The organism is Burkholderia sp. Leaf177 (assembly GCF_001424345.1).
Classification (GTDB): domain Bacteria; phylum Pseudomonadota; class Gammaproteobacteria; order Burkholderiales; family Burkholderiaceae; genus Caballeronia.
This window is the reverse complement of record NZ_LMPF01000022.1, coordinates 166,975-186,800: the sequence shown is the minus strand read 5'-3', so window position 1 is coordinate 186,800 and position 19,826 is coordinate 166,975. Positions and strand designations below refer to the sequence as shown.

Genomic DNA, 19,826 nt, shown 5'->3' with positions numbered 1-19,826 from the left:
GATTGATGTGAGACGTTGTATGCCACTTAAGCTACAACAAATTTGTACATCAAAAGCGCTCTCAGGAAAATAGATCGGCCGCATATAGTTGCAGGGCCGTTCTGGCATGACAAAATGGGCCCGTCGCGAACAAAGCCGATCTTTCGTACCGCATCGGGCCCGCGAAGTATCATCGGTTGCAAAACGCGCCGCTCATTTGATTTCGTGGAGTTCCGTCATGTCCGTCAGTCAATGCGCAGCTTGCAAAGCCACCGTGCCACAGTACGACACCATCCATACTGGAAGCGACGAGCACAGCGACCGATTGCTGTGCACCGCCTGCTTTAACCGCGAAATGGCAAAGCACGCCGGTATCGACAATTTTGAACAAACAAAGTTTGATCCGATGCACCTGTCAGACGCCAGCGGAAATGTTCACCAGTTTCGTTTTCGAAGTCTGCTGTTTGGCGACAAACTTTCTCTGGAGGCATTCGACGCGACTAGCGAGAATCAACCATCGGGCTACCGGTTTCAGATTCTTGGAGATGCGGAAGCGGATCAATTTGTTTTGCTTGGAAGGCTGATTGAAAAGATGCGTCGTTTGCTTGCGGTTGTGCACGTAAGAGATGGTGATCTCGGGTTGCAAATTGTCGACGAGACAATCCGCGGCAGAATCGAATGGGACGGTGACGAGCATTCGCGTATGCCATGCGTCGTCGTAGATGGGCGCCGTGTTGAATGGGACGAGCTCGGGCGCATGCTAATGACGTTTGAAGGATGGCAGTTCAAACTCGAACTGCGCGATCCAAGTGACGAAATCTGAGATGGGAGCTTCCCTCAACAGTTCCGATAGCTGTCGTGTAGATTAGACGGTTCGTATCTTGACGCCCGTCTCGCTTAGTTGCTGAGCCCAGCGAGCGCATCAGGACCGCCAGCGAACACTGCGTACGCCCTTCCCAGGTATGTAGTCGACTCATCCTTAAACGTTGGGCCCCGCGTCGGCGAGGTTCGACATCTTGTATCTTTAATGGGGCGCTGCCTTCGATCCGGTATCAACTGGCGCCAACGGCAGCACAGTGAAAGTGAAATCCTGAGGACGGGTTCTTTCCCTATAGGGAATCCGCTGTAGGTACACCCTCGCCCTATAATGGGAAATTGTTAGTGATTTGACGACCGGGAGCCCACTTTATGAGTCAACCACACGGGCGATACTCTGGATCTCGAGATAAGGGCCAGTATCAATCGCGCCAACAATCAGATGCAACACCGCGCCGAACAAACAAGCCTTACGTTAAAGCGCCGCCTGCAAGAGACGCGGCTCAGACGGCGTCCATCTTCAAAACGCGTTCGTTTAAATTGCTAGTTGATGCAGTGGGCGCAGAAAACATTGCACTCGGACTCGACTCTAATTTAACGCGCGTAGCCGAATTGGTGAATGGCGAGAGGTTTACGCCCGAGACAGCTTTTCACATGGAAACGACGCTTGGCCTCCCGCATGGTTTTTTCGATCAACCCAATCCGGTCCTCACGCCTGAAATCATTGCTCGCTTGAGGTCGCCCCTAGACTTTATTCACGTGAACGCTGAACCGGAATCGGCGTACGTTGAAGTGATTTGGCCAGCTCCTTCTACACAGTTCAATCACCACCCTACCCTTACTGATCATCCGCCCGGAGACCCGGAAATGCCAAAGAAAACAAATGGCGGGTCGCCTAAGGCCGTCGCGAAGAGCAACACGACTGCTGCACAGCCTAGCAAGGTCACGCCACCGCAGAAGGTACCTGGGAAAACGAAAGTGCCATCCAAGTCGGCATCTCAGCAATCACTGCCGTTGAATGATGTCGCCGCTTTGGAGAAGATCCGTCGTGCGAACCTTCATGTGCTCACGACCCGCAAAGGATCAAAGGCGCGGCTCGGCGCGGTGATGGAACTTAGCGACTCCAACATGGCCAATCGTTTTTATGGGCAAAAGCGTTTGGACGATGCTGAAGTGAACCGGTTCACGGAACGCCTCGGTCTGCCCACTGGCTGGTTCGACGTTCCCCGGACAGTAACGGACATTCCCAAGTCGGTGTCGGAATTGCTGATCCCTTCGTCGGATCGTCGTGCGGTCAGTCATGAAGAACTGCCGCCTGTGGCCGAACCAAAAGCGCTAGTGGCGAAGACGCCTGCGAATATCAAAGCGCGGAAGGCGGAGCCTCGAATCGCCAAGGTCGATGATGCGAATGGCACGGGCCGTCCAACAGGCGTAGTCTTTGAGACAGCGGCGGTCGTTAAGCACCAGGATCAAGCGGTCCCGTCCGTCGCCGAATCAGCAGTTCTGCAACCCGTCGATAGTCGCGTCTCGTCGTCCCCTGCTCAGCAGGAGTTCGCAGCGTCCCCTGAAGCGCAAGGCAGCAGGCAGCCGTACGCTCTCATTCCTGCGACTAGTCTGGACCATTTGCTCGGCATTGCACCAATCGCGGAGGCGCTGCTCAAGACGCTCGCGGGCAAGGCACGTACCGGTCGCTTGGACGAACTGAAAGCGTTGGAACTGTTGCGGCAAGCCGTATTGCTTTGACCTGATTTGATATGGCAGTTGATCTAACCGGTCGGACCTTTGGCAGGCTCACTGCGATTGCCCGCGAGGACGGTTCTCGTTGGCGTTTCAAGTGCGCGTGCGGCATCGAAAAGGTTATCGAGGTTCGTAGCGTAAGGTACCGCAAGACTTTGTCGTGTGGCTGCTTGCGCCAGATCGACATTGCGCCCGGCCAACGCTTTGGCCGTCTCACTGCATCCCATTACGTGAATCACGGCAAGAACGGGGCGCGTTGGTCTTTCCAGTGCGATTGCGGATCCGTGAAAATCTTCCCATCGAGTTACGTAAGGAGCGGCCTCCGAACGTCATGCGGATGCCGCACTTCCGACACTGCCGTGAAGAAAACTGAGCCAGCTGCAGTCATTTGGCCGTTCCCCAAATGGCCCAAGTCGCAAAGCGGCTGAACCGGTCAAGATCGGCCAGCCCGAAATAAACGACAAAATTCGCAAGAGCATACCTACGACTTGATGAGGGTATCAGCTAGGTAGCCCAGCATACCAATCGGCATATGGGGTGTTCTTTGCCATTTGCCGATTCCAGTCAGGCGCGCCGTCCGACCACCAAACGGGACCTCGCTCACCCAGCTGCTTTTTGATCTCATCGATTCTGTGACGCGCGACTTCGCGTCCCGCGTTATCGCCACAACGTAATGCTGAACCCTTTTCGCGGCGGGCTTGCATCAACTCGTCTACCAAAACCTTTTTTACCTCGGCTGATAAGAACGGGTTTGTACATCGCCAGAGGCGTCCTCTGACAACAAAGTAGCGACTGTCCGGAGTAACAGGCAACGTTGATTTCACCGCTCTTTCCATCAGAGATGCACGTGATAAAAACACGCGAACGAGCAGCTACAATCGCTGGCGCAAGCAGGGTTGTAATTTAAACCAAAATTTCCTTGCGAGCGCATGTCTCACCGTCAACGAATTCTTTACTGACGGCACGTCATGGCAACTGCCAGTTTCGGTCGTAAATTTTATCAATGGTAAGACGGCGGCGGTCCTTCTTCGATTTCGCCAGGCGTCGCGGAATCATCCGCTGGTGCGCCACTTGTTTGTACAAGCGGATCCCAAGCTGGCAAACCTGCACGCAAACAGTCATTGATTGTTGCCGTTTGGGCAGCTTGATGAATATCGACGCGTTTGAGTTCTATGTCGTGCCCATGCGGGAGCCCGAGTTCGGACAAGGCGGCTTCGGCTGATTCGATGTCTGCAAAAACCGCCGCTTCGTCCATCCCCGAGGGCATGACACCTGACCAAAATGGCACGCTATGGTCGCAGCCCAAGAAGATGCCGTAGACAGGACTATGTAGAACGTAGGCAACTTTGCGATTACTCGCAATCGGCAGAAGGTTACGAGCTGCGGCTAGACGGACCGATTCGGTGATCGAGTTAGTGCGGAGTTTAGCGTTGATCGACTTAAAGTGACGCCGTGTTACGGCATTGGCAGATAGGCCCAGCGATTCAGCGATCATGGCTGACGACGCACCTTGTGCCGACAGGTACAGCATGTCGAGTTCAAGCCGGGTTAATCCGCTACTGCTCCAGGAGGATGCCCGTTCTCCCCGGTCGTACCAATCAAAAATTTCACCAGCAATTAGTTTGAACAATAAGCGGTTTTTACGAAGCGGTTCTTCCCCACCATCTTCAGGCAGGTCCGGCATCGCCACATAGAGCACGCCGAAGAAACGCGCTTCTGGGCCGTGTGCCGGGATGGTGATCCAGCTGGAGGCGCCGAAACTGCGCATGAATTCGGCCATCTCACGCCGGCTTCCATCCAGGTATTTAATCGAACCGACGTCGGAGGAAAAGAAAGGCTGCTGAGAATGTGCCCCATGCGTCATGAAGGGGTCCGTCGCGTACCACCTTTTTTCCGCATACTTCTGAACAAGGTCTACACCGGAAGCCGACAACACCCGGTATGACTGATGGGCACCATCTGTGCCCTTCTCCGTCAAACAGAAAAATGTTGTTCGGGCACCGAGCCGAAGAACGACATCTTCAAGTTGCCTGAGGAGAGCTGCTTCGTCTTGCGCGTTGGCAAGATGACGAATCATTTCGATCACGTCTTCATCGTGACCAAGCGGCACTTTTTTCGCGCTTGCAGCCAAAGGCTCGCGCGCCATACGCGGGATAGCGTCTCTTATCTTTTCGTGTGGCTCGGTACGCTGTAGATCTTGGACATTTGCCTCGTTCGCTAGGACAACCTGTGTGAATCGCGTCTCGCCGTTGCGCCCGAGGCGCAATAACGATTCGCGTTCGAGGAGACCTCCAAACTGCGACAGCCGTGCCCTTAAATGAACCGTCTCATGGCCAGCCGAAAACGTAACACTCTCTGCGTTCAACATCGACATCTCATCCCTTGCGCGATTACTTGCGCATCAATGTAAACGCGGAGTCGCAACGAATTCATCCGATGTTACAAAGGGTTGCATTCAGCGCTTACTACATATCGCCCCCCGAGGTCAAGGGGGTACACCTCGGGGGTGCTTCGCATCTACGATGAGTTATCAGCGATCGCGAGGCTCATAACAATGCCACTCAGCAACTTCAGTTTGCTTCAAAGCGTGTGGGGTAAAACGGCCGTCATAACCCATGTTGATTTTCTCCAGCTGCGACACGGCAACAGAATCAGATGGCACGCGCTAGTCGTCGCAAGAGACGGTCAGATGCTGTTCTCGAATGTTGGGGAAGAGCCGCGGAAATGGTTGCGGCTGGACGATGCAGTCGCCGAACTTGGAGAGATCATGCCCATGCGGGTCGAGATGCGTGTGGTCCGTGCGCTAGGGTGTCGAGGTGGTTGACGGCACGCCTTCATTACGCCAAGCGAGCAATCAGGAAATCAGTTGAACCGCTTTGTTAAGCACTTCAGGATCCACCCGTCCGCTCTCGGACGCAGTCAGATAAACCAACGATATAAGTCGCGCCTTGACCTCGATAGCCATATTAGGTTTTAACCCATTGATCGCTTCATCGACGCGGGTCAGCACATCCTGCAGCAATGCGTCGTTGATCGACCCGTTAGTGCGGCGACCGGTCACGATGTATAAGAGGTCTAGCCCCGCGGCGTCAATCGCAGCCAAATATGACGCGTCTGGCAGACGTGCGCCGGTCTCATATGTGAATTGGGTCTTCCGACTCACCCCGGTGATTTCGCACATTCTCCCTTGTGTTAGGCCTTTGCGCTCCCTCTCGCTCAGCAGACGAGCACCAATACTTTGCGTCATAACGTACCTATTATTTACATTGGGTTCAAAACGACCCAGAATGGCCTTAATGGTCCATTCCAACGCTATTATAAGAGGCGGGAAATGCCTCGGAAGTTTTCGATGAGATTCATGCAGAGGATGAACGACGAAGAGCTTCTACTCATCCGTGGGGGTTACAGCGCGACTCGTGGGGGCGCATGCAGCGCCAGCCCAGTCGAACCTAGGCGTGTATAAGTTGTAGCGGCCGATGAGAGTGCTACCAACACCACCATCGGCCTGACCATTGCAGGACTGTTGAGGAATCGAAATGGCTAAAACCATTATAGTTGAGAACGTTCGTTCACAAAAACTGGATCGTAAGTTCCTTTGGGTTGCGGCGTCTGGCGCCATCTACATTGCGTCGCCTTCCCCGGTCTTTGCTGATGAGTGGGGCTGCCAAGTGCTGTTGTGCCTCGCCGACCCCCGCGGGCCGGAGACCGAGTCAGAATGCAAGCCCCCCATCGAAAAGCTCTGGAATGCGCTTGAGCACGGCAAATCATTTCCCACTTGCGACCTGAATAGCAGCGCGGCGAATCTGTCGCCCGATGTCAGGAGCTCGGTGCCCGCGAGTGCGCGTAATGCTGGGCAAGGCACTGGCGCCCAAAATGTAGGCGCAGGGCCAAACTATTGCAGCCCAAATCTCCTCTTCTGGGGTCCGCCCGAGCAAAGCATGCTCACATGCGGCGCACGTGGAGCGATCAACATCACCATCGACAACCAGCTTTTTACGCGCGTGTGGTGGGGTATCAATGGCAAAACCACCGTTACTGAGTTCTATGGGCAAGGATCGACCACAGTGCCCTATGACCCGGCCTCATCTGCGCAGCAGTTCTTGTCAAAAACAGATGCTCCAGGGTCTGGTAGCGCGACTGCCGTAGGCAGCGGCGGCAACCACTAACTCTGCACATTCCGAATCAAACTGCCGTTGTCATCACCAGTAGGCCTGCGGCGGGTAATTCAAAGTTGAGAACAAGCACTTCAAATTTTCGATGATGCAATTAGTACAACTGAAAGGTATGCAAGGTGCGAAGATTGTTCATCGGTGAAAAGTCATCTCTCGTGCAAGCTGTGGTCGCAGTCTTGCCGGGCACGCCGCGTCGCGACGGCGTGGTGACCTATATCGGCGACGATGCGTTCGTGCCGCTCGCCGGTCACGCACTCGAACAGGCCATGCCAGACGAGTATCTTCCCGATGACCTACCACGCAGCAAGAGCGGTTCAAAGATCTGGCGTTATCAAGACCTTCCAATCGTGCCGACCGACTGGCTAATGGCTCCCCGCGGCGATCTGCAGCGCAACGTCCGCGCGGTAGAAAAACTTTTGTCCGAGGTCGATCAAGTCGTGCATCTGGGTGACCCGGATGAGGAAGGCCAGCTTCTTGTAGATGAAGTTCTGATCTATCTAAGCAACGCCAAGCCCGTCCTACGGCTGCTCGTCAACGATTACAACCCGGCCAAGGTCCGTCAGGCACTTGACTCGATGCACAGCAACGAGGAGCCGCAGTTTCGCGCGTGGTTTGTGTGGGCACTCGCGCGTTCGCGTTACGACTGGCTCTTCGGTCTGAACTTAACGCGTGCCGCCACATTACGCGCTCGTGAGCTCGGATTCGACGGCGTATTGACCGTCGGGAGCGTCCAAACCCCGACTCTCATGATCGTATATGGCCGCGATCGGGCTATCGAATCATTCAAGCCGGCCGGCTATTTCACTATCGCGGCGAAGATGCAGCATGAGAACGGCCTGTTTGTCGCCAACTGGAAGGCGCGCGAAGACCAAGCCGGTCTCGACGATGCGGGCCGTTTGATGGACGAATCCGTTGCGCGTGCGCTTGTTGTCCGTATGCGAAACCAGCCGGCAGAGATATCAGCGTATGACAAGTCGCCCAAGCGAGAGGCGCCGCCGCTGCCTTTGTCCCTGAACGAATTGACGGTGGCCGCATGCGGCAAGTTTGGCTACACGGGTGACGAAGTGTTGGCCGCGGCGCAAGTGCTGTACGAACGTTACAAAGTCACAAGCTACCCGCGCACGGAGAACCGTTATCTGTCGGAGGCGCAGCACGATGAAGCGCCGACCATTCTGGCGTCGGTTAGCCGAAACCTGCCCGGGCTCGGCTCATTGATCAGCTGCGCCGACACGAAACGCAAATCGGCTGCGTTCGACGACAAGAAGATGAATGGTGAAGCGCACCACGGCATCGTGCCGACCGTATGCGTAACGGACCTATCCGCGCTAAATGAGATTGAGCGCAACGTCTACGACCTGGTCGTGCGCAGCTATCTCGCCCAATTCTTTGAGCCCGCCGTATTTATGCAAACACGCATCGAAATTTCATGTGTCGGCGAGCGCTTGACTGCGAACGGCAAGACGCCCGTGTCCGCCGGCTGGCGTGAGGTCTATGCGCCGCACGAGGAAGCGGCTGTGCAAACGCCGGTCGACGGCGAAACTGAATATGCCAAACAGACACTCCCGGACATGGCGCAGGGCGACCCCGCGATGTGCACGACATGTGACACCACGAGCCGTACGACGAAGCCCCCTTCCCGCTTTGATGAAGCATCGTTGTTGACCGCCATGATTGACCTTCACAAATTTACGACCGACCCGGCTGCTAGAGCGCGTCTGAAAGAGGGAAAAGGCATTGGTACAAGCGCCACACGCGCCGGGATCATCAAGGACCTGCGCGAGCGTGGTTTCCTCGAGATCGCCAAGGGCACTAAAAACAAGCTGACGTGCAGCGCAAGCGGCCGGGGGTTGCTTACGGCACTGCCCGGCCCAGTCACGGATCCAACAATGGCCGGCATGTTCAAAATCGCGCTCGACGCGGTAGCGAGCGGGCAAATCACGTACGACCAGTTCATTGAACGCAACGTCGCTTTCATTACCAAAGTGATCGCGGGCTTGCGGACCTCGAAGATGAACTTGCCCGTGGCACCCGCACCAGCATGTCCGAAATGTACATCGGGCCGCTTGCGGCGAATCCCGGGCAATGACGACCACATTTGGGGTTGCTCGAATTTCCAGGCGGAGCCGAAGTGCTCCGCGTCCTATCCGGACCGTGACGGAGCACCAGACTTCACGTCGAAACTGAAGCCCAGGAGCAAGGGCTTTGGTTTCAAGAAAGTGGGAGCGATGTAATGGCTGAGCAACCTAAAAAAGGCCGCGTGTGGGATTTTGCGACAGAAGCTTACCTGCCGTCAGATGATGAAAAGCCAGCAACCGGAAACACGATGGTTTCGGATGCGGCTGGCGTCGAAAAAACGACGTCTCTGAACACGCTCCTGAATGCAGAACTAGACCGTCCGGACGAAGATCCGGACGTTGACAGCGAATCCACCCAATGATGCCCGCCGACTTCAATAGCCTCGCGCAGCAATGCGCTCCTGGAGTTCATCCGACGACTTTACAGGCGATTGTTCACGCCGAGTCGGGTTTCAACCCCTTTGCGATCGGTGTCGTAGGAGGTCGCCTCGTGCGTCAGCCGCAGAACCGCGATGAAGCGATGGCCACTGTTAAGGCGTTCGACGCGGGAGGCTGGAACTACAGCATGGGCTTAAGCCAAGTGAATCGCTACAACCTTGCGAGTTATGGCATGGACGCGAATGCTGCATTCGATCCTTGCACAAATCTGCGCGCCGGCTCGGCGATCTTGTCGGACTGTTATAGCCGTGCGTCGGCCCGTATGGGTGCTGGCCAGAACGCATTGCGCGCGGCGTTCAGCTGCTACTACAGCGGGAATTTCAAGCGTGGGTTTGTCCGTGATTCCGGAACATCGAGCTACGTACAGCGCGTTGTTTCCTTCGTAGCGTCGACAGGCCCGGAAACGGCTAAGGGAGATGTTCGGCCCATTGCTGTCGTGCCAGTCGCTGCGCCCGAGACGGTGCGGCAAACCGTGCCGCGACTCGACCCTGATACAGGGGCACCGGCAGCAATTAAAACGCCTTCGACATCACGGGGTGCGCAATCCGAGCATACCCACCCATCCTGGGACACATTCGGAGATTTTTGATTGTTTGATCCAGCACTCTTTTTTCGCAACCAACTGACTAACTTGTTATCAGGACAACTATGAAACGTACCAAACTATTATCCCTGCTTGTATCGCCGTTGATTGGCTTCGCTGTATCGCTGGTAAGCGCAAGCGCGCATGCAGGCGGCCTGACAGCCGGGACCAGCGCGATCACCAATTTTGAAGTTTGGTTCTTTACGATTTGCGGGATTCTCGCGATTTGTTACCTGCTCTGGGTCGGGATTCAGTGCTGGAGCAACAAGGCCGACTGGGTGCATGACTTTGGTGGCGCCATTGCCAAGGTCGCGGCCGTCGGCTCCGTTCCGGTTCTCGCCGCATGGGCCTGGACCGTTTTCGGATCATGAGCGAGAAAGCCCTGTATTCGTCGTACGCGGGGTTGGGCCGCGTTGCCATGATTAAGGGCGTTCCCCTCATGGCCGGCCTGATCCTTTTCGGAATCAGCGTCGCCGTTGCCATGGTTGGCGGCTTTGCCTTCGGGCCAGCAGGATTTCTCCTGTTCGTCCCCTGCCTCGCACCCGTGATGTTCATCAAACAGGTGTGTGCGACCGATGATCAGGCGCTCAACATCTTATTGCTGGAAGTGCGTTGCTTTCTAGGACGCACGAACGCCCGAATGTTTGGCAACACCTACACGCTCAGTCCGATGAAGTATGGCTACCGGCTCGACACGTTCGGAGCGGCATTTGAGCGCACGCCTTCGCTGGTGGCCCATGAGCAGTTTCGCGTCGCGTTCTCGCAGCACAAGGAAAACTGATGTCCATTTACGAAAAAATGAAACGTCAACCGGCGGTCGAAGACAAGATGCCCAAGGTCGGCCATGCGGTGTCTGAGCATGTAACGAGCTGCGGAAATGATCGAACGTTGGGCGTGATTCGTCTGCCGGGCATCCCGTTCGAGTCGGTGACGGACTCCATTCTGGAAAACCGCTTCGACTCCTTCAATCGCTTCTTGTCGTCTCTCGGCGCGACCAAAGGCAATCGACTGTCGATCACTACGACGCTCAAGCGCCGGCGCATGGCGCACGACCAGACGTACGGGTTTCGCTCGTCGTTTATGAAGGACTTTAGCGAACAGTATCTCGCGCGCTTCAAGAAAACCGACTATTTCGAAAACACTTACTTTTTGAGCGTAGTGCTTAAGCACGACGCTCTCGCGGAAGGCGTGGCCGAGATGGAAGAGCTCTTGCAGACCATCGTAAAGGCCCTGAACGCGTACGACCCGGAGATCTTGTGCGCTTACGAGCGCAATGGCGTGATGTTTTCCGAAACCTTTGAATTCATCGGCGAGCTGATCAATGGCGTCGAGCGTCGGGTGCCGGTGACCGAGATGCCAGGCTACCAGGCAATTCCCAATGCGTGGATGCACTTCGGCTACGACGTTTTGGAAGTGCGCTCCGACAACAACACCAAATACGCAGTTTGCTATGACTTGAAGGATTTGCCGAAGAGCGGCTGGGGCCAGATGAATTCGCTGCTGACCGTGCCAGTCGAGTTCACCTTGACGCAATCGTTCGGATTTCTGGGCACGCATCAGGCGAACGCGAAGATCGAAACACAGATTGGCAAGCTTACGTCGGTGCAAGACAAGGCCGTTCATCAAATTGACGACTTAAGTCACGCGCAGGCCCTACTCGCTGCGCGTGAGCTTGCGTTCGGTGATTACCATGGTGCGCTCGTGGTATACGGATCGAGTGCGCAGAAGGCAATCGAAAACGGGACCTACGTTGCCGCGCAGTCGCTCAATGAATGCGGTGTGAGCTGGATGCCTGCGACCTTGTCGGCGCCAGTGACCTATTTCAGTCAGGTGCCAGGCGCGACCAAGAAGCCGCGACCCAGTCCGCGGTCTACGCGCACGCTGGCGTCGACGTCCTCCATGCACAACTACTCGACCGGCAAGGCACGAGGCAATCCGATCGGCGACGGTACTGCGGTCATGCCGCTTTCGACCATCGGCAAAGGTCGATTTGATTTCAATTTCCATGCGTCGCTGCCTGATCAGGACAACACCGGCGAGAAATTCGCAGGTCACACCCTGATCCTCGGTGCGACCGGCACAGGTAAGACCACGCTGCAGCTGTCGCTTGTGGGATTTCTCGAGCGGTTTGATCCGAAGATTTTCGCACTCGACCTCGACCGAGGCATGGAGATCTTTATTCGTAACTTAGGCGGTGTGTATCTGCCGTTGAAGGCCGGTGTCGAAACGGGGCTTGCGCCTTTCGAACTGCCGCCCACCGAAGCGAACCTGCAGTTCCTGTACAGCTTGGTGAGGTCGTGCGGGCGTGACGCGGCCGGACAGATTAATGACGCCGATGCGGTCAAAGTCAAGAACGCGGTCGACGCCATCTATGCGATCGAGCGGGTCGAAGATCGCGTGTTCAGCCGTCTGCTCGAAAACGTTGCGGATGACGGCACGCCCAATTCGCTCTGGACGCGGTTGTCGAAGTGGTGCCATGCGGCCGACGGCGAATTCGCGTGGGCGCTCGACAACGTGCCGAACACGATGATCGATGTGACGAAGCAGCACCGCATCGGCTTTGACGTCACCGATTTCCTGCAGAAAAACTATCAGCCAACTGAGCCAGTCCTTGCCTACCTCTTCTACCTGAAAAAGCTGATGCAGGAGAACGGCAGCTTGTTGGTGACGATCGTCGAGGAATTCTGGTTGCCAGCGCAGTACCCCGTGACGCAAGAGTTAATTTTGAAGTCGCTCAAAACCGGTCGAAAGATTGAAGAGTTCGTGCTGCTTGTGTCGCAGTCGCCGGAAGATGCCATTGCGAGCCCGATCTTTGCCGCAATTCAACAGCAGACGGCCACCAAGATCTATCTGCCGAACCCCGACGCGCGGTTCGAGGCTTACGAGGTGTGCAACATGAACCGAAAGGAGTTCGACGTCCTCAAGAGCCTCGACAAGGAATCCCGGACGTTTCTCATCAAACAGAGTAATCAATCAGTCTTCGCCACGCTTGACCTATACGGCATGTCAGACGCGCTTGCAGTTCTCTCCGGCACAACGGACAACATCCCAATTTGGGATGAAGTATGGGCGGAATATGGGCCTGATATCGACAAGTGTATGGCGGTCTTTCAAATACGGCGCAAGGGAAAGAAGAAGGCTGCCAGGTTCGATCGGCATGCGATGGCTGATTCGCAGACACCCGCGCACCCTGCCGGCATCAAGGAGGACGCAACCTCATGAGTGTCACTCCGACCAATGTTGTCGTCTTTCAGCCGTTGATCATCATGTTCGACAACACGGTGAATCAGACCATTGTGACGGGATCTGCGAACTTGATCTCGCTCATCAGCCCGTTGGTCGCGGCCGGGCTTGGTGTCTACATGCTGCTGATCATGACGTCGTATTGGCGGGGTGCGACCGACCAGCCGGTGCTTGATTTCTTCATGCGCTTTGCCGCGTGGGGACTCATTATCACTGCCGGCATGAACATCCAGTACTACACCGAGTATGTCGTACCGTTTTTCAATGGATTGGGTGACGACGTCGCGCAAGCGATTACGAACAGTCCTACGTCGGGCACGGCGTTGGATACGGTGCTAAACGCTTACCTCACCGCGATCAAGACCATGTTCGGGGCGTTGACCTGGAGCGATATCGGCGGGTACATCACCGCCACCATTATGGCGCTCGTGATTTTGCTGGTGGGTATGCCATTCCTTGCCATTGCTGCGGCGTACATCATCCTTGCGAAATTTGCCTTAGGGCTTTTGCTTGCGATCGGGCCCATGTTCATCGCCTCGGCGCTATTTCCTGGCACGCGTAAGTTCTTCGAGGCATGGACCGCGCAGTGTCTGAACTACGCAATCCTGACTGCACTCTTTGCTGCGGCGGGCGCGATCGAGGTGAATTTCGCGCTCAACAATATGCCCGCTGGGTCGTTCAGTGACCTTCTCACCACGGCCAAGATGGCGATGATGGGCATCGTTTTCTGGATCGTTTCGATGAATCTGCCCGCACTTGCGTCCGCACTCGCGGGCGGTGTCGGTATATCCGCGATGGCACAGCATTCTGGGCCGTTTGCGAAGCTTGCGGGTAAAGGCATCGGGAAGGCATTTCAAGCCGCAAAGATGCGAGCCGGCCGCGGGAGCGGCGGCTCAATCGATGGCTAACCAAATCAAGTACTGAACGAAAAGGCAAATGGATATGAGGCAAAACCTTTTGAAAAGCGTTGGACATGCTCGTCAAATTGCGCTTTTTACGGCGTGTATGGTCGCACTCCACGGCGCACCGTCTTTTGCGCAAGGCATCCCTGTTATTAGCGTGAGCGAGTTGGCGCAGGACCTGGTGATGGCGAAGAGCCTCCAGTCACAGCTTGTCACGATGCAAAGCCAGTACACCTCGCTCGTGGGAAATCGCGGTCTGGGTCAGATCCTCAACAATCCGTCGCTGACCAGCTACCTACCGTTGCAATGGCAATCGGTCTATACGCAGGTTAAGTCAGGGCAATTGCAGGGGTTAACCAGTGCCGCGCAGCAGGTCGAAAATCAGGAAGGCATGACGGCGAGTTCTCCGACTCAGCAACGCTACAACGACGTATTGGCCACGAACAAGGCGATCACGATGCAGGCATATCAGTCGTCGGCAGACCGGTTACAGAACATCGAAAACCTGATGCAGCAATCCGATCTAACGCAAGACCCAGCGGCAAAAGCGGATCTACAAAATCGGTTGCAATCCGAAAACGCGATGATTCAGAACGAGCAAACCCGGCTGAACCTTGCATCGCACCTTCAGGACGTTGAGACCACGCTTGCGCAGAAGCAGGCCGCCGAATCGTTTCGCTCGCAAATGATGGGCGACACCGCGCCTGCCCAATGAGCAGCGAAGGCTCGCATGCTCCATCTCTAACACATTGGACTCAATCATCATGAAAGCAAAAATCCTCCTTTCACTTGTCGTTGCACTTCCCCTGGTGCTCGCCGGATGTAAGCAATCCGGTGATCAGTACGTTGGAACCTGGACAAAGGTATCAGGAAATGGCCCGGATCTGTCGATCCTCAAGCACGACAACGTCTTTGTCATTAAGGAATCTGTGCAGGCGCTGACCGGTGAATACCCGACGTATGCGGGTGAGATGGACGGCGATGTACTGGTTGCAAACCGGGGCTATAGCACCGAGCGATTCATTATCGATAAGACCAATGGTCATCTGATTCGCCCCGGCGAGGAGCTGGAACACATGTCGAAATAAGCGATTAGTCGGCAGGGATTACTCCGTTAGCCTTCGCCGGTCACCGTAAGTTCGTTCTGCTCACCCATGGAGTCTTGGACCTATGAAATCCTTATCGATCAGCGCGCTCGTCGTCGCGTTCCTAGCGGGGTGCTCTCCGCCTCAGCCACCGCAACCGTCGGGGGCATGGGTGCCCGTCAATCATCCGTCGTCGTTGCCGTCGTCATCCTCAGTGCCATTGTCGACCGCGCCCAAGGGAGTATGACCATGTTTTCAAAACGCAAGCACTCGCCGGGTTCCGAGCTTGTGATGAGCAGCGATGCCGTTACCGCACCCGACGCCGGGGAAGCTCCGACGAGCGACAAGAACGGACCTGCGATCGCAACCGGGCGTTGGTACTTGCAGCAGGCGTTGAAGTTCGAAACGTCTAAGCAGGAGCAACAAGCCAAGCAAACCAAACTCGCGTGGCGTGTTGCGATCGGCATGGGTGCAATCGCTGTCGTATCTATTATTGGCTCGGCTGCTTTAGTACAACTAAAGAGACCGAATCCACCTGCGGTCTTGCGCATGAACGATACGACGGGTGTCGTCGACGTGTTGAACGTGACACCGAACACCCGGGAGATCTTCACCGAGAAGAACGATCGGGCTGATTTGCGCCGCTATGTCGAGATGCGCGAAAGCTACGACTGGGAAACGATTCAGGACATGTTCGATGCCGTCAAGCTGATGTCGGCCGACAAGGAGCGTGACCAGTTCATCTCCATGTACGCGTTGGCTAACGCCCCGCAAAAGGTGCTGAAAGACCAGTACCGCGTCATCGCGCGCGTGGGTGCAATCACGTTCGTCGGGAGCACAGCGCAAGTGTTCTTCTCGCGCAAGCTGATCTCGCTGAGCGGCACCGTGCCGCCCAAAACGGAGTATTGGGTTGCGACCATTGCGTACCGGCATGACCACCTCCCTGAAAAGGCGAGTGAGCTTGAACTGGATCCGACAGGTTTTCGCGTTACGAGCTACGTCGTCGACCGCGACTGGACGCGTGCGTCTGACGCCCCTGCCCCTGTGCTACCCGCTTCAACCGGCCTGCAGCCCGTGTCCCCGGTAGCCGCTGGCGCTGCGGCTACCAATGGTCTGCGAGGTACTGCGCAATGACCATCAGATTGAAATCGCGCGGATCGAAATGCCGCTTTTGCGCGAACGCGCTGGCCGCATCGTCGGCCATTGCGGCCGCCCTGTATACCCTCCCCGCCCATGCGTTGACCACGCCTGGGCCCTGTGGCGCCGACGCTCATATCCGATGTGCCGTGTTCGATTCGAGCGAAGTCTACCGCGTGCCATTTCGGGCCGGTACCGCGACGCTTATACAGCTGGAGTCGGGTGAAGTGATCGATGGTCCCGCGTCCGGAATGGGCATGGGCGATTCGAAAGCCTGGAAGGTGGGCGCAAAGAGCAACTGGATCCTGTTCAAGCCTACTGAAGCACATGCAGATACCAATCTGATCGTGGTCACAGACCGCCGGCGCTATGCAATCGAGCTCGTGAGTGCTGATCGAGGCGAAGCCGCCGTGTGGTCGTTGAACTTCACGTATCCGGACACGCGCTCGCGCGAGGCACGCGCAGCAGCCAGGAAACAGGCGCTGGCTGCCGACCGTGCACGCAGCAGCGCGGCGACCTCCCTTCACGCGAACGAAAACTACGAAATGCAGGGCGACACAGTGCTCGCGCCCACGTCGATGTGGGATGACGGTCGCTTCACGTATTTCCGTTACGCCACCACCCGCGACCTACCCGACATCAACCGCGTGCTGCCTGACGGATCCGAAGCGTTGGTTAATTCGCATGTCGATGGCGACACGGTCGTGGTGCACGAGACGGCGGCCAAATTCATGTTGCGGCTGGGGAAATCGGTGCTGGGGGTTCGCAACAACGGTTATACGCCAGATGGTCAGTTCAATACGACCGGCACCACGGTTCCCGGCACCGTGCGGATTACGAAGGAGCACGAGTAATGAACGGAATTGAAGCTGGATCGGGGCATGAAGGCGAAGGTCATGGGAACGACAGCGATGCATCGGGCATGTCTTCGATATCCAATGAGGCGGGTGCGGCCGGCGCAGCGAACATGGCCGGCGACCGCGGAATGCCGAACCTCAAGCAGACGCGCAAGAAAGCGAATGTCAACAAATTGACGGCCGTTGCAATCGCCGTAATCGCACTTGCTACGGTGACGTTAGGCGGTGCGATGTTCGCCAAGCGACTGCAGGACCAGCACAACCAGGCGAAGGCCGATGCGCGCACGGCGCCGAAAGAAATGGGCGCTGACACGGGGCATGACTTTTCCGTGGATGCAGACCGCTTGAAGCGCGAGAAGGCGGCGGCCGCCGAACAGGCGTCGATCTCAGCCACCCAGTCAGGGGCGTCGATGCCCGTGCCAAGCGGTGCACCAGCAAGCGCTGTCGCCGTGACAAGCGCTGGCGGTCATGCGGGGGCGGCCGCCCAAAGCGCGCCACACATCGAGACCGTTGCGGAGCGCCGCCTCGATGGAGACGTGTTGCTGAACAACGGCGACGACAAAGGCGGGGCAAATGGTGCCAGAAATAGCGAAGGCAAAAGCGCAAGCCTTGTCCCTGTCGTCGCGCGCGGTGTCGCCGGCGGACTGGATGACCGGCTCACCCCTTCGGCCTTGCCCAGCGTCAAGGCGAGCTTCCTGCCGGATCTGGACTATCTCCTCAAGCGCGGCATCATCATTCCCTGTGCCCAGAAGACCAAGATCGTCACGACCTACTCTGGCATGACCTCGTGCATCGTCACCCAAGACGTGTATTCCGCTGACGGCCGGACACTTTTGGTTGAGCGTGGCAGTGAGGCCACTGGCGAGCAGCGCACCGCCCTCATGCAGGGTCAGGCGCGGATCTTCGTCCTGTGGTCGCGCATCGATATGCCCAATGGCGTCACGATCCCGCTCGACTCGCCTGGTTCCGACTCGCTTGGCGCAAGCGGCCTCGAAGCCTACGTCGACAATCATTTCTGGGACCGTTTCGGCGGCGCCATCATGGTGAGCCTCATTGGCGACTTCGGACAGGCCGCGAGCAATCGGTCGCTCGGCAGTGGCAACAATCAAATCCAATTTTCTAATACCTCGTCTGCGGGCCAGAGTCTGGCCGACGACACCCTCAAAAACACCGTCGATATCCCGCCGACCGCGTATTCGAATCAGGGTTCCGCGCTCAACATTTTCGTGGCACGCGATGTGAACTTCAGGAGCGTCTATGACCTCGAACATCAACAGTAACGTGGTGAGTAACGTCCTGCCGACAACCCACTACGATTCGAGCAAGACTGTCCGCAGTTATCTGGCGTCGACCGGCATCGCCAACTTAATGGCAACACAAGGCGTCACTGAAGTATCGATCAACCGTCCGCACGAGATCTGGACCGAGTCAGTGAGCGGCTGGCAGCAGCACGCAGCGCCCGCCCTCTCGCTTGATCTTTGCAAGAAACTGGCCGACGCGCTGGCGATCTACAACAAGGCGACGCCGCCCTTATCGGTGTTAGCGCCGATAAAGCCGGTGCGCCTACCGGATGGCGAACGTGGTCAAGTCATGATTGCACCTGCGTGCGAGTCGGGCACCGTCTCGATGACTATCCGGATTCCGAGCACGGTTCGATTTTCAATGGACGATTATGTGCGTGCGGGAACGCTGGCTGGCTTTGACGATATGTCCCCTTCCGTTCTCTCGTCGAGAATCGCTGCGCGAAAACTGCCGGATCTGCTGGAGAACAGTTTTCAGGATGCCGCGCCGATTGACTTCGTGCCGGCCGGCGTCGCCCTCGCGCACTTTGAACTGGAGATGCTGGCGGCCAAAGCGTCGCGCAACGTCGCACGGCTATTAGAGCTTGCGATCAAGCACAAGCTCAACATTGTGACCGTGGGTGGCGTCGGGTCTGGCAAAACAACCCTCATGAAAATGTTGGCCGACCTCGTGCCAGCCACGACGCGCATTGGCACGATTGAAGACACGCATGAGCTGTCGTTGCCGAATCACCTCAATCACGTGCACATGTTCTTTAGTGACAACCTGCCGGCAAAAGAGATCGTCCGCTCGACGCTGCGCATGAAGTTCGACCGCGTGTTCCTGACCGAATTGCGCGGCGACGAGACCTGGGATTACCTCACGCTTCTCAATACCGGTACGGATGGCGGCATGACCTCGGTTCACGCCAACGACTGCGCGTCTGCGTTCTCACGCATCGCGACGCTGGTAAAGGCAAGCCAGGTCGGTCAAACGCTCGACTGGAACTACATCCTGCACGAGGTCAAGACCACGATTGACCTCGTGCTTTTCATGGAGAAAAAGCGCCTGACCCAGATCCATTATGACCCGGTGGAGAAGTGGAAGCTCCTGAGGGGGCTCGCATGAATACCCGGTGCGAAACGTCCGAAACGCCCATGTTCGATTTCGATGCTGCCATTGGTTTGATCGCTGCCGGTGATTGGGCCGCTCAAATTGAAGAGATGGCTGCGAGCATCGAAGCGGTGGTGGGACTAGTAATCAATGTCACCTGCAACCTGTTTCAGTCCGGCATGGTCGGTGCCGTCGCATTTGATGTCGTCGGCACTCGCTCAGGTCTCTGCCTGACTTTCCGTAGTGGTGGCCATCGTGAACTGCCGACGCCGGCGCAGGTTCGTACGGGAGAACGCCTCGACTGCAGCGTGGTCGACCAAATTGACGGGCTTTGCATATCGGCTTGCCAATTTCGCCAGTTCGGTCCCGGCGTGGCCGTCAACTTCTTCTAGGCCACCTATGAGAAAC

Annotated in this window: 19 protein-coding genes; 17 read left to right on the top strand and 2 right to left on the bottom strand. The window is 56.7% G+C overall.

The window, feature by feature from the left end:
- The first annotated feature begins 217 nt into the window (after positions 1–217).
- Both ASG35_RS19670 and ASG35_RS19665 read left to right on the top strand, forming a co-directional pair.
- Positions 218–802, top strand: a complete 585-nt coding sequence (locus tag ASG35_RS19670) for a DUF7713 domain-containing protein (protein WP_056361360.1) — start codon at positions 218–220, stop codon at positions 800–802.
- Positions 803–1,167: 365 nt separating this feature from the next.
- Positions 1,168–2,538: a hypothetical protein gene (locus ASG35_RS19665; RefSeq protein WP_056361358.1), complete on the top strand. Its 1,371-nt coding sequence runs from the start codon at positions 1,168–1,170 to the stop codon at positions 2,536–2,538.
- A 994-nt stretch (positions 2,539–3,532) separates the two neighbouring features.
- Here the strand turns inward: ASG35_RS19665 and ASG35_RS19655 are convergent.
- Complete coding sequence (locus ASG35_RS19655) at positions 3,533–4,900, bottom strand: helix-turn-helix transcriptional regulator (RefSeq protein WP_162244428.1); 1,368 nt, start codon at positions 4,898–4,900, stop codon at positions 3,533–3,535.
- Between the two features lie 486 nt (positions 4,901–5,386).
- On the bottom strand, positions 5,387–5,779 hold the full coding sequence (locus tag ASG35_RS19645) for a helix-turn-helix domain-containing protein (RefSeq protein ID WP_056361348.1): 393 nt from the start codon (positions 5,777–5,779) through the stop codon (positions 5,387–5,389).
- 289 nt (positions 5,780–6,068) lie between these two features.
- Between ASG35_RS19645 and ASG35_RS19640 the strand changes: the two genes are divergently transcribed.
- The 15 genes from ASG35_RS19640 (at position 6,069) to ASG35_RS19570 (ending at position 19,810) form a co-directional block, all read left to right on the top strand.
- Complete coding sequence (locus tag ASG35_RS19640) at positions 6,069–6,698, top strand: hypothetical protein (RefSeq protein ID WP_056361346.1); 630 nt, start codon at positions 6,069–6,071, stop codon at positions 6,696–6,698.
- Positions 6,699–6,823: 125 nt separating this feature from the next.
- Positions 6,824–8,935, top strand: coding sequence for a DNA topoisomerase (locus ASG35_RS19635; protein WP_056361344.1), 2,112 nt, complete (start codon positions 6,824–6,826; stop codon positions 8,933–8,935).
- Entirely contained in the window at positions 8,935–9,141 is a 207-nt protein-coding gene (locus ASG35_RS19630; protein WP_056361341.1) for a hypothetical protein, read from the top strand. Before ASG35_RS19635 ends, ASG35_RS19630 begins: the two co-directional genes overlap by 1 nt.
- Entirely contained in the window at positions 9,138–9,806 is a 669-nt protein-coding gene (locus ASG35_RS19625) for a lytic transglycosylase domain-containing protein (protein WP_056361338.1), read from the top strand. The genes ASG35_RS19630 and ASG35_RS19625 overlap by 4 nt, the downstream gene beginning before the upstream one ends.
- A 59-nt stretch (positions 9,807–9,865) precedes the next feature.
- Complete coding sequence (locus ASG35_RS19620; RefSeq protein ID WP_056361335.1) at positions 9,866–10,171, top strand: hypothetical protein; 306 nt, start codon at positions 9,866–9,868, stop codon at positions 10,169–10,171.
- Positions 10,168–10,581, top strand: coding sequence for a VirB3 family type IV secretion system protein (locus ASG35_RS19615; protein ID WP_082508484.1), 414 nt, complete (start codon positions 10,168–10,170; stop codon positions 10,579–10,581). Before ASG35_RS19620 ends, ASG35_RS19615 begins: the two co-directional genes overlap by 4 nt.
- Positions 10,581–13,022 (top strand): transporter, encoded by a 2,442-nt coding sequence (locus ASG35_RS19610; RefSeq protein ID WP_056361332.1) that lies wholly within the window; start codon positions 10,581–10,583, stop codon positions 13,020–13,022. The genes ASG35_RS19615 and ASG35_RS19610 overlap by 1 nt, the downstream gene beginning before the upstream one ends.
- A gap of 44 nt (positions 13,023–13,066) precedes the next feature.
- Positions 13,067–13,951, top strand: a complete 885-nt coding sequence (locus tag ASG35_RS19605; protein ID WP_162244427.1) for a type IV secretion system protein — start codon at positions 13,067–13,069, stop codon at positions 13,949–13,951.
- Positions 13,952–14,000: 49 nt separating this feature from the next.
- Positions 14,001–14,660 carry a type IV secretion system protein gene (locus ASG35_RS19600; protein WP_235527623.1) on the top strand — a complete coding sequence of 220 codons (660 nt, stop codon included), beginning with the start codon at positions 14,001–14,003 and terminating at the stop codon, positions 14,658–14,660.
- Positions 14,661–14,709: 49 nt separating this feature from the next.
- Positions 14,710–15,033, top strand: coding sequence for a hypothetical protein (locus tag ASG35_RS19595; protein ID WP_056361328.1), 324 nt, complete (start codon positions 14,710–14,712; stop codon positions 15,031–15,033).
- Between the two features lie 66 nt (positions 15,034–15,099).
- On the top strand, positions 15,100–16,164 hold the full coding sequence (locus ASG35_RS19590; RefSeq protein WP_056361325.1) for a virB8 family protein: 1,065 nt from the start codon (positions 15,100–15,102) through the stop codon (positions 16,162–16,164).
- Positions 16,161–17,021, top strand: a complete 861-nt coding sequence (locus ASG35_RS19585) for a TrbG/VirB9 family P-type conjugative transfer protein (protein ID WP_056361322.1) — start codon at positions 16,161–16,163, stop codon at positions 17,019–17,021. Before ASG35_RS19590 ends, ASG35_RS19585 begins: the two co-directional genes overlap by 4 nt.
- Positions 17,021–18,304, top strand: a complete 1,284-nt coding sequence (gene virB10, locus ASG35_RS19580) for a type IV secretion system protein VirB10 (RefSeq protein WP_235527622.1) — start codon at positions 17,021–17,023, stop codon at positions 18,302–18,304. The genes ASG35_RS19585 and virB10 overlap by 1 nt, the downstream gene beginning before the upstream one ends.
- Positions 18,282–19,433, top strand: a complete 1,152-nt coding sequence (locus tag ASG35_RS19575) for an ATPase, T2SS/T4P/T4SS family (protein WP_082508482.1) — start codon at positions 18,282–18,284, stop codon at positions 19,431–19,433. Before virB10 ends, ASG35_RS19575 begins: the two co-directional genes overlap by 23 nt.
- Positions 19,434–19,462: 29 nt before the next feature.
- Positions 19,463–19,810, top strand: coding sequence for a hypothetical protein (locus ASG35_RS19570; protein ID WP_156393271.1), 348 nt, complete (start codon positions 19,463–19,465; stop codon positions 19,808–19,810).
- The last annotated feature ends 16 nt before the right edge of the window (positions 19,811–19,826 follow it).

What these genes read in the sequence shown, in the direction of transcription:
- ASG35_RS19670 (WP_056361360.1), top strand. Translation starts at nt 218, where the DNA reads ATGTCCGTCAGTCAATGCGCAGCTTGCAAAGCCACCGTGCCACAGTAC.
- ASG35_RS19665 (WP_056361358.1), top strand. Translation starts at nt 1,168, where the DNA reads ATGAGTCAACCACACGGGCGATACTCTGGATCTCGAGATAAGGGCCAG.
- ASG35_RS19655 (WP_162244428.1), bottom strand. Translation starts at nt 4,900, where the DNA reads ATGTTGAACGCAGAGAGTGTTACGTTTTCGGCTGGCCATGAGACGGTT.
- ASG35_RS19645 (WP_056361348.1), bottom strand. Translation starts at nt 5,779, where the DNA reads ATGACGCAAAGTATTGGTGCTCGTCTGCTGAGCGAGAGGGAGCGCAAA.
- ASG35_RS19640 (WP_056361346.1), top strand. Translation starts at nt 6,069, where the DNA reads ATGGCTAAAACCATTATAGTTGAGAACGTTCGTTCACAAAAACTGGAT.
- ASG35_RS19630 (WP_056361341.1), top strand. Translation starts at nt 8,935, where the DNA reads ATGGCTGAGCAACCTAAAAAAGGCCGCGTGTGGGATTTTGCGACAGAA.
- ASG35_RS19625 (WP_056361338.1), top strand. Translation starts at nt 9,138, where the DNA reads ATGATGCCCGCCGACTTCAATAGCCTCGCGCAGCAATGCGCTCCTGGA.
- ASG35_RS19620 (WP_056361335.1), top strand. Translation starts at nt 9,866, where the DNA reads ATGAAACGTACCAAACTATTATCCCTGCTTGTATCGCCGTTGATTGGC.
- ASG35_RS19615 (WP_082508484.1), top strand. Translation starts at nt 10,168, where the DNA reads ATGAGCGAGAAAGCCCTGTATTCGTCGTACGCGGGGTTGGGCCGCGTT.
- ASG35_RS19610 (WP_056361332.1), top strand. Translation starts at nt 10,581, where the DNA reads ATGTCCATTTACGAAAAAATGAAACGTCAACCGGCGGTCGAAGACAAG.
- ASG35_RS19605 (WP_162244427.1), top strand. Translation starts at nt 13,067, where the DNA reads ATGTTCGACAACACGGTGAATCAGACCATTGTGACGGGATCTGCGAAC.
- ASG35_RS19595 (WP_056361328.1), top strand. Translation starts at nt 14,710, where the DNA reads ATGAAAGCAAAAATCCTCCTTTCACTTGTCGTTGCACTTCCCCTGGTG.
- ASG35_RS19590 (WP_056361325.1), top strand. Translation starts at nt 15,100, where the DNA reads ATGGAGTCTTGGACCTATGAAATCCTTATCGATCAGCGCGCTCGTCGT.
- ASG35_RS19585 (WP_056361322.1), top strand. Translation starts at nt 16,161, where the DNA reads ATGACCATCAGATTGAAATCGCGCGGATCGAAATGCCGCTTTTGCGCG.
- virB10 (WP_235527622.1), top strand. Translation starts at nt 17,021, where the DNA reads ATGAACGGAATTGAAGCTGGATCGGGGCATGAAGGCGAAGGTCATGGG.
- ASG35_RS19575 (WP_082508482.1), top strand. Translation starts at nt 18,282, where the DNA reads ATGACCTCGAACATCAACAGTAACGTGGTGAGTAACGTCCTGCCGACA.
- ASG35_RS19570 (WP_156393271.1), top strand. Translation starts at nt 19,463, where the DNA reads ATGTTCGATTTCGATGCTGCCATTGGTTTGATCGCTGCCGGTGATTGG.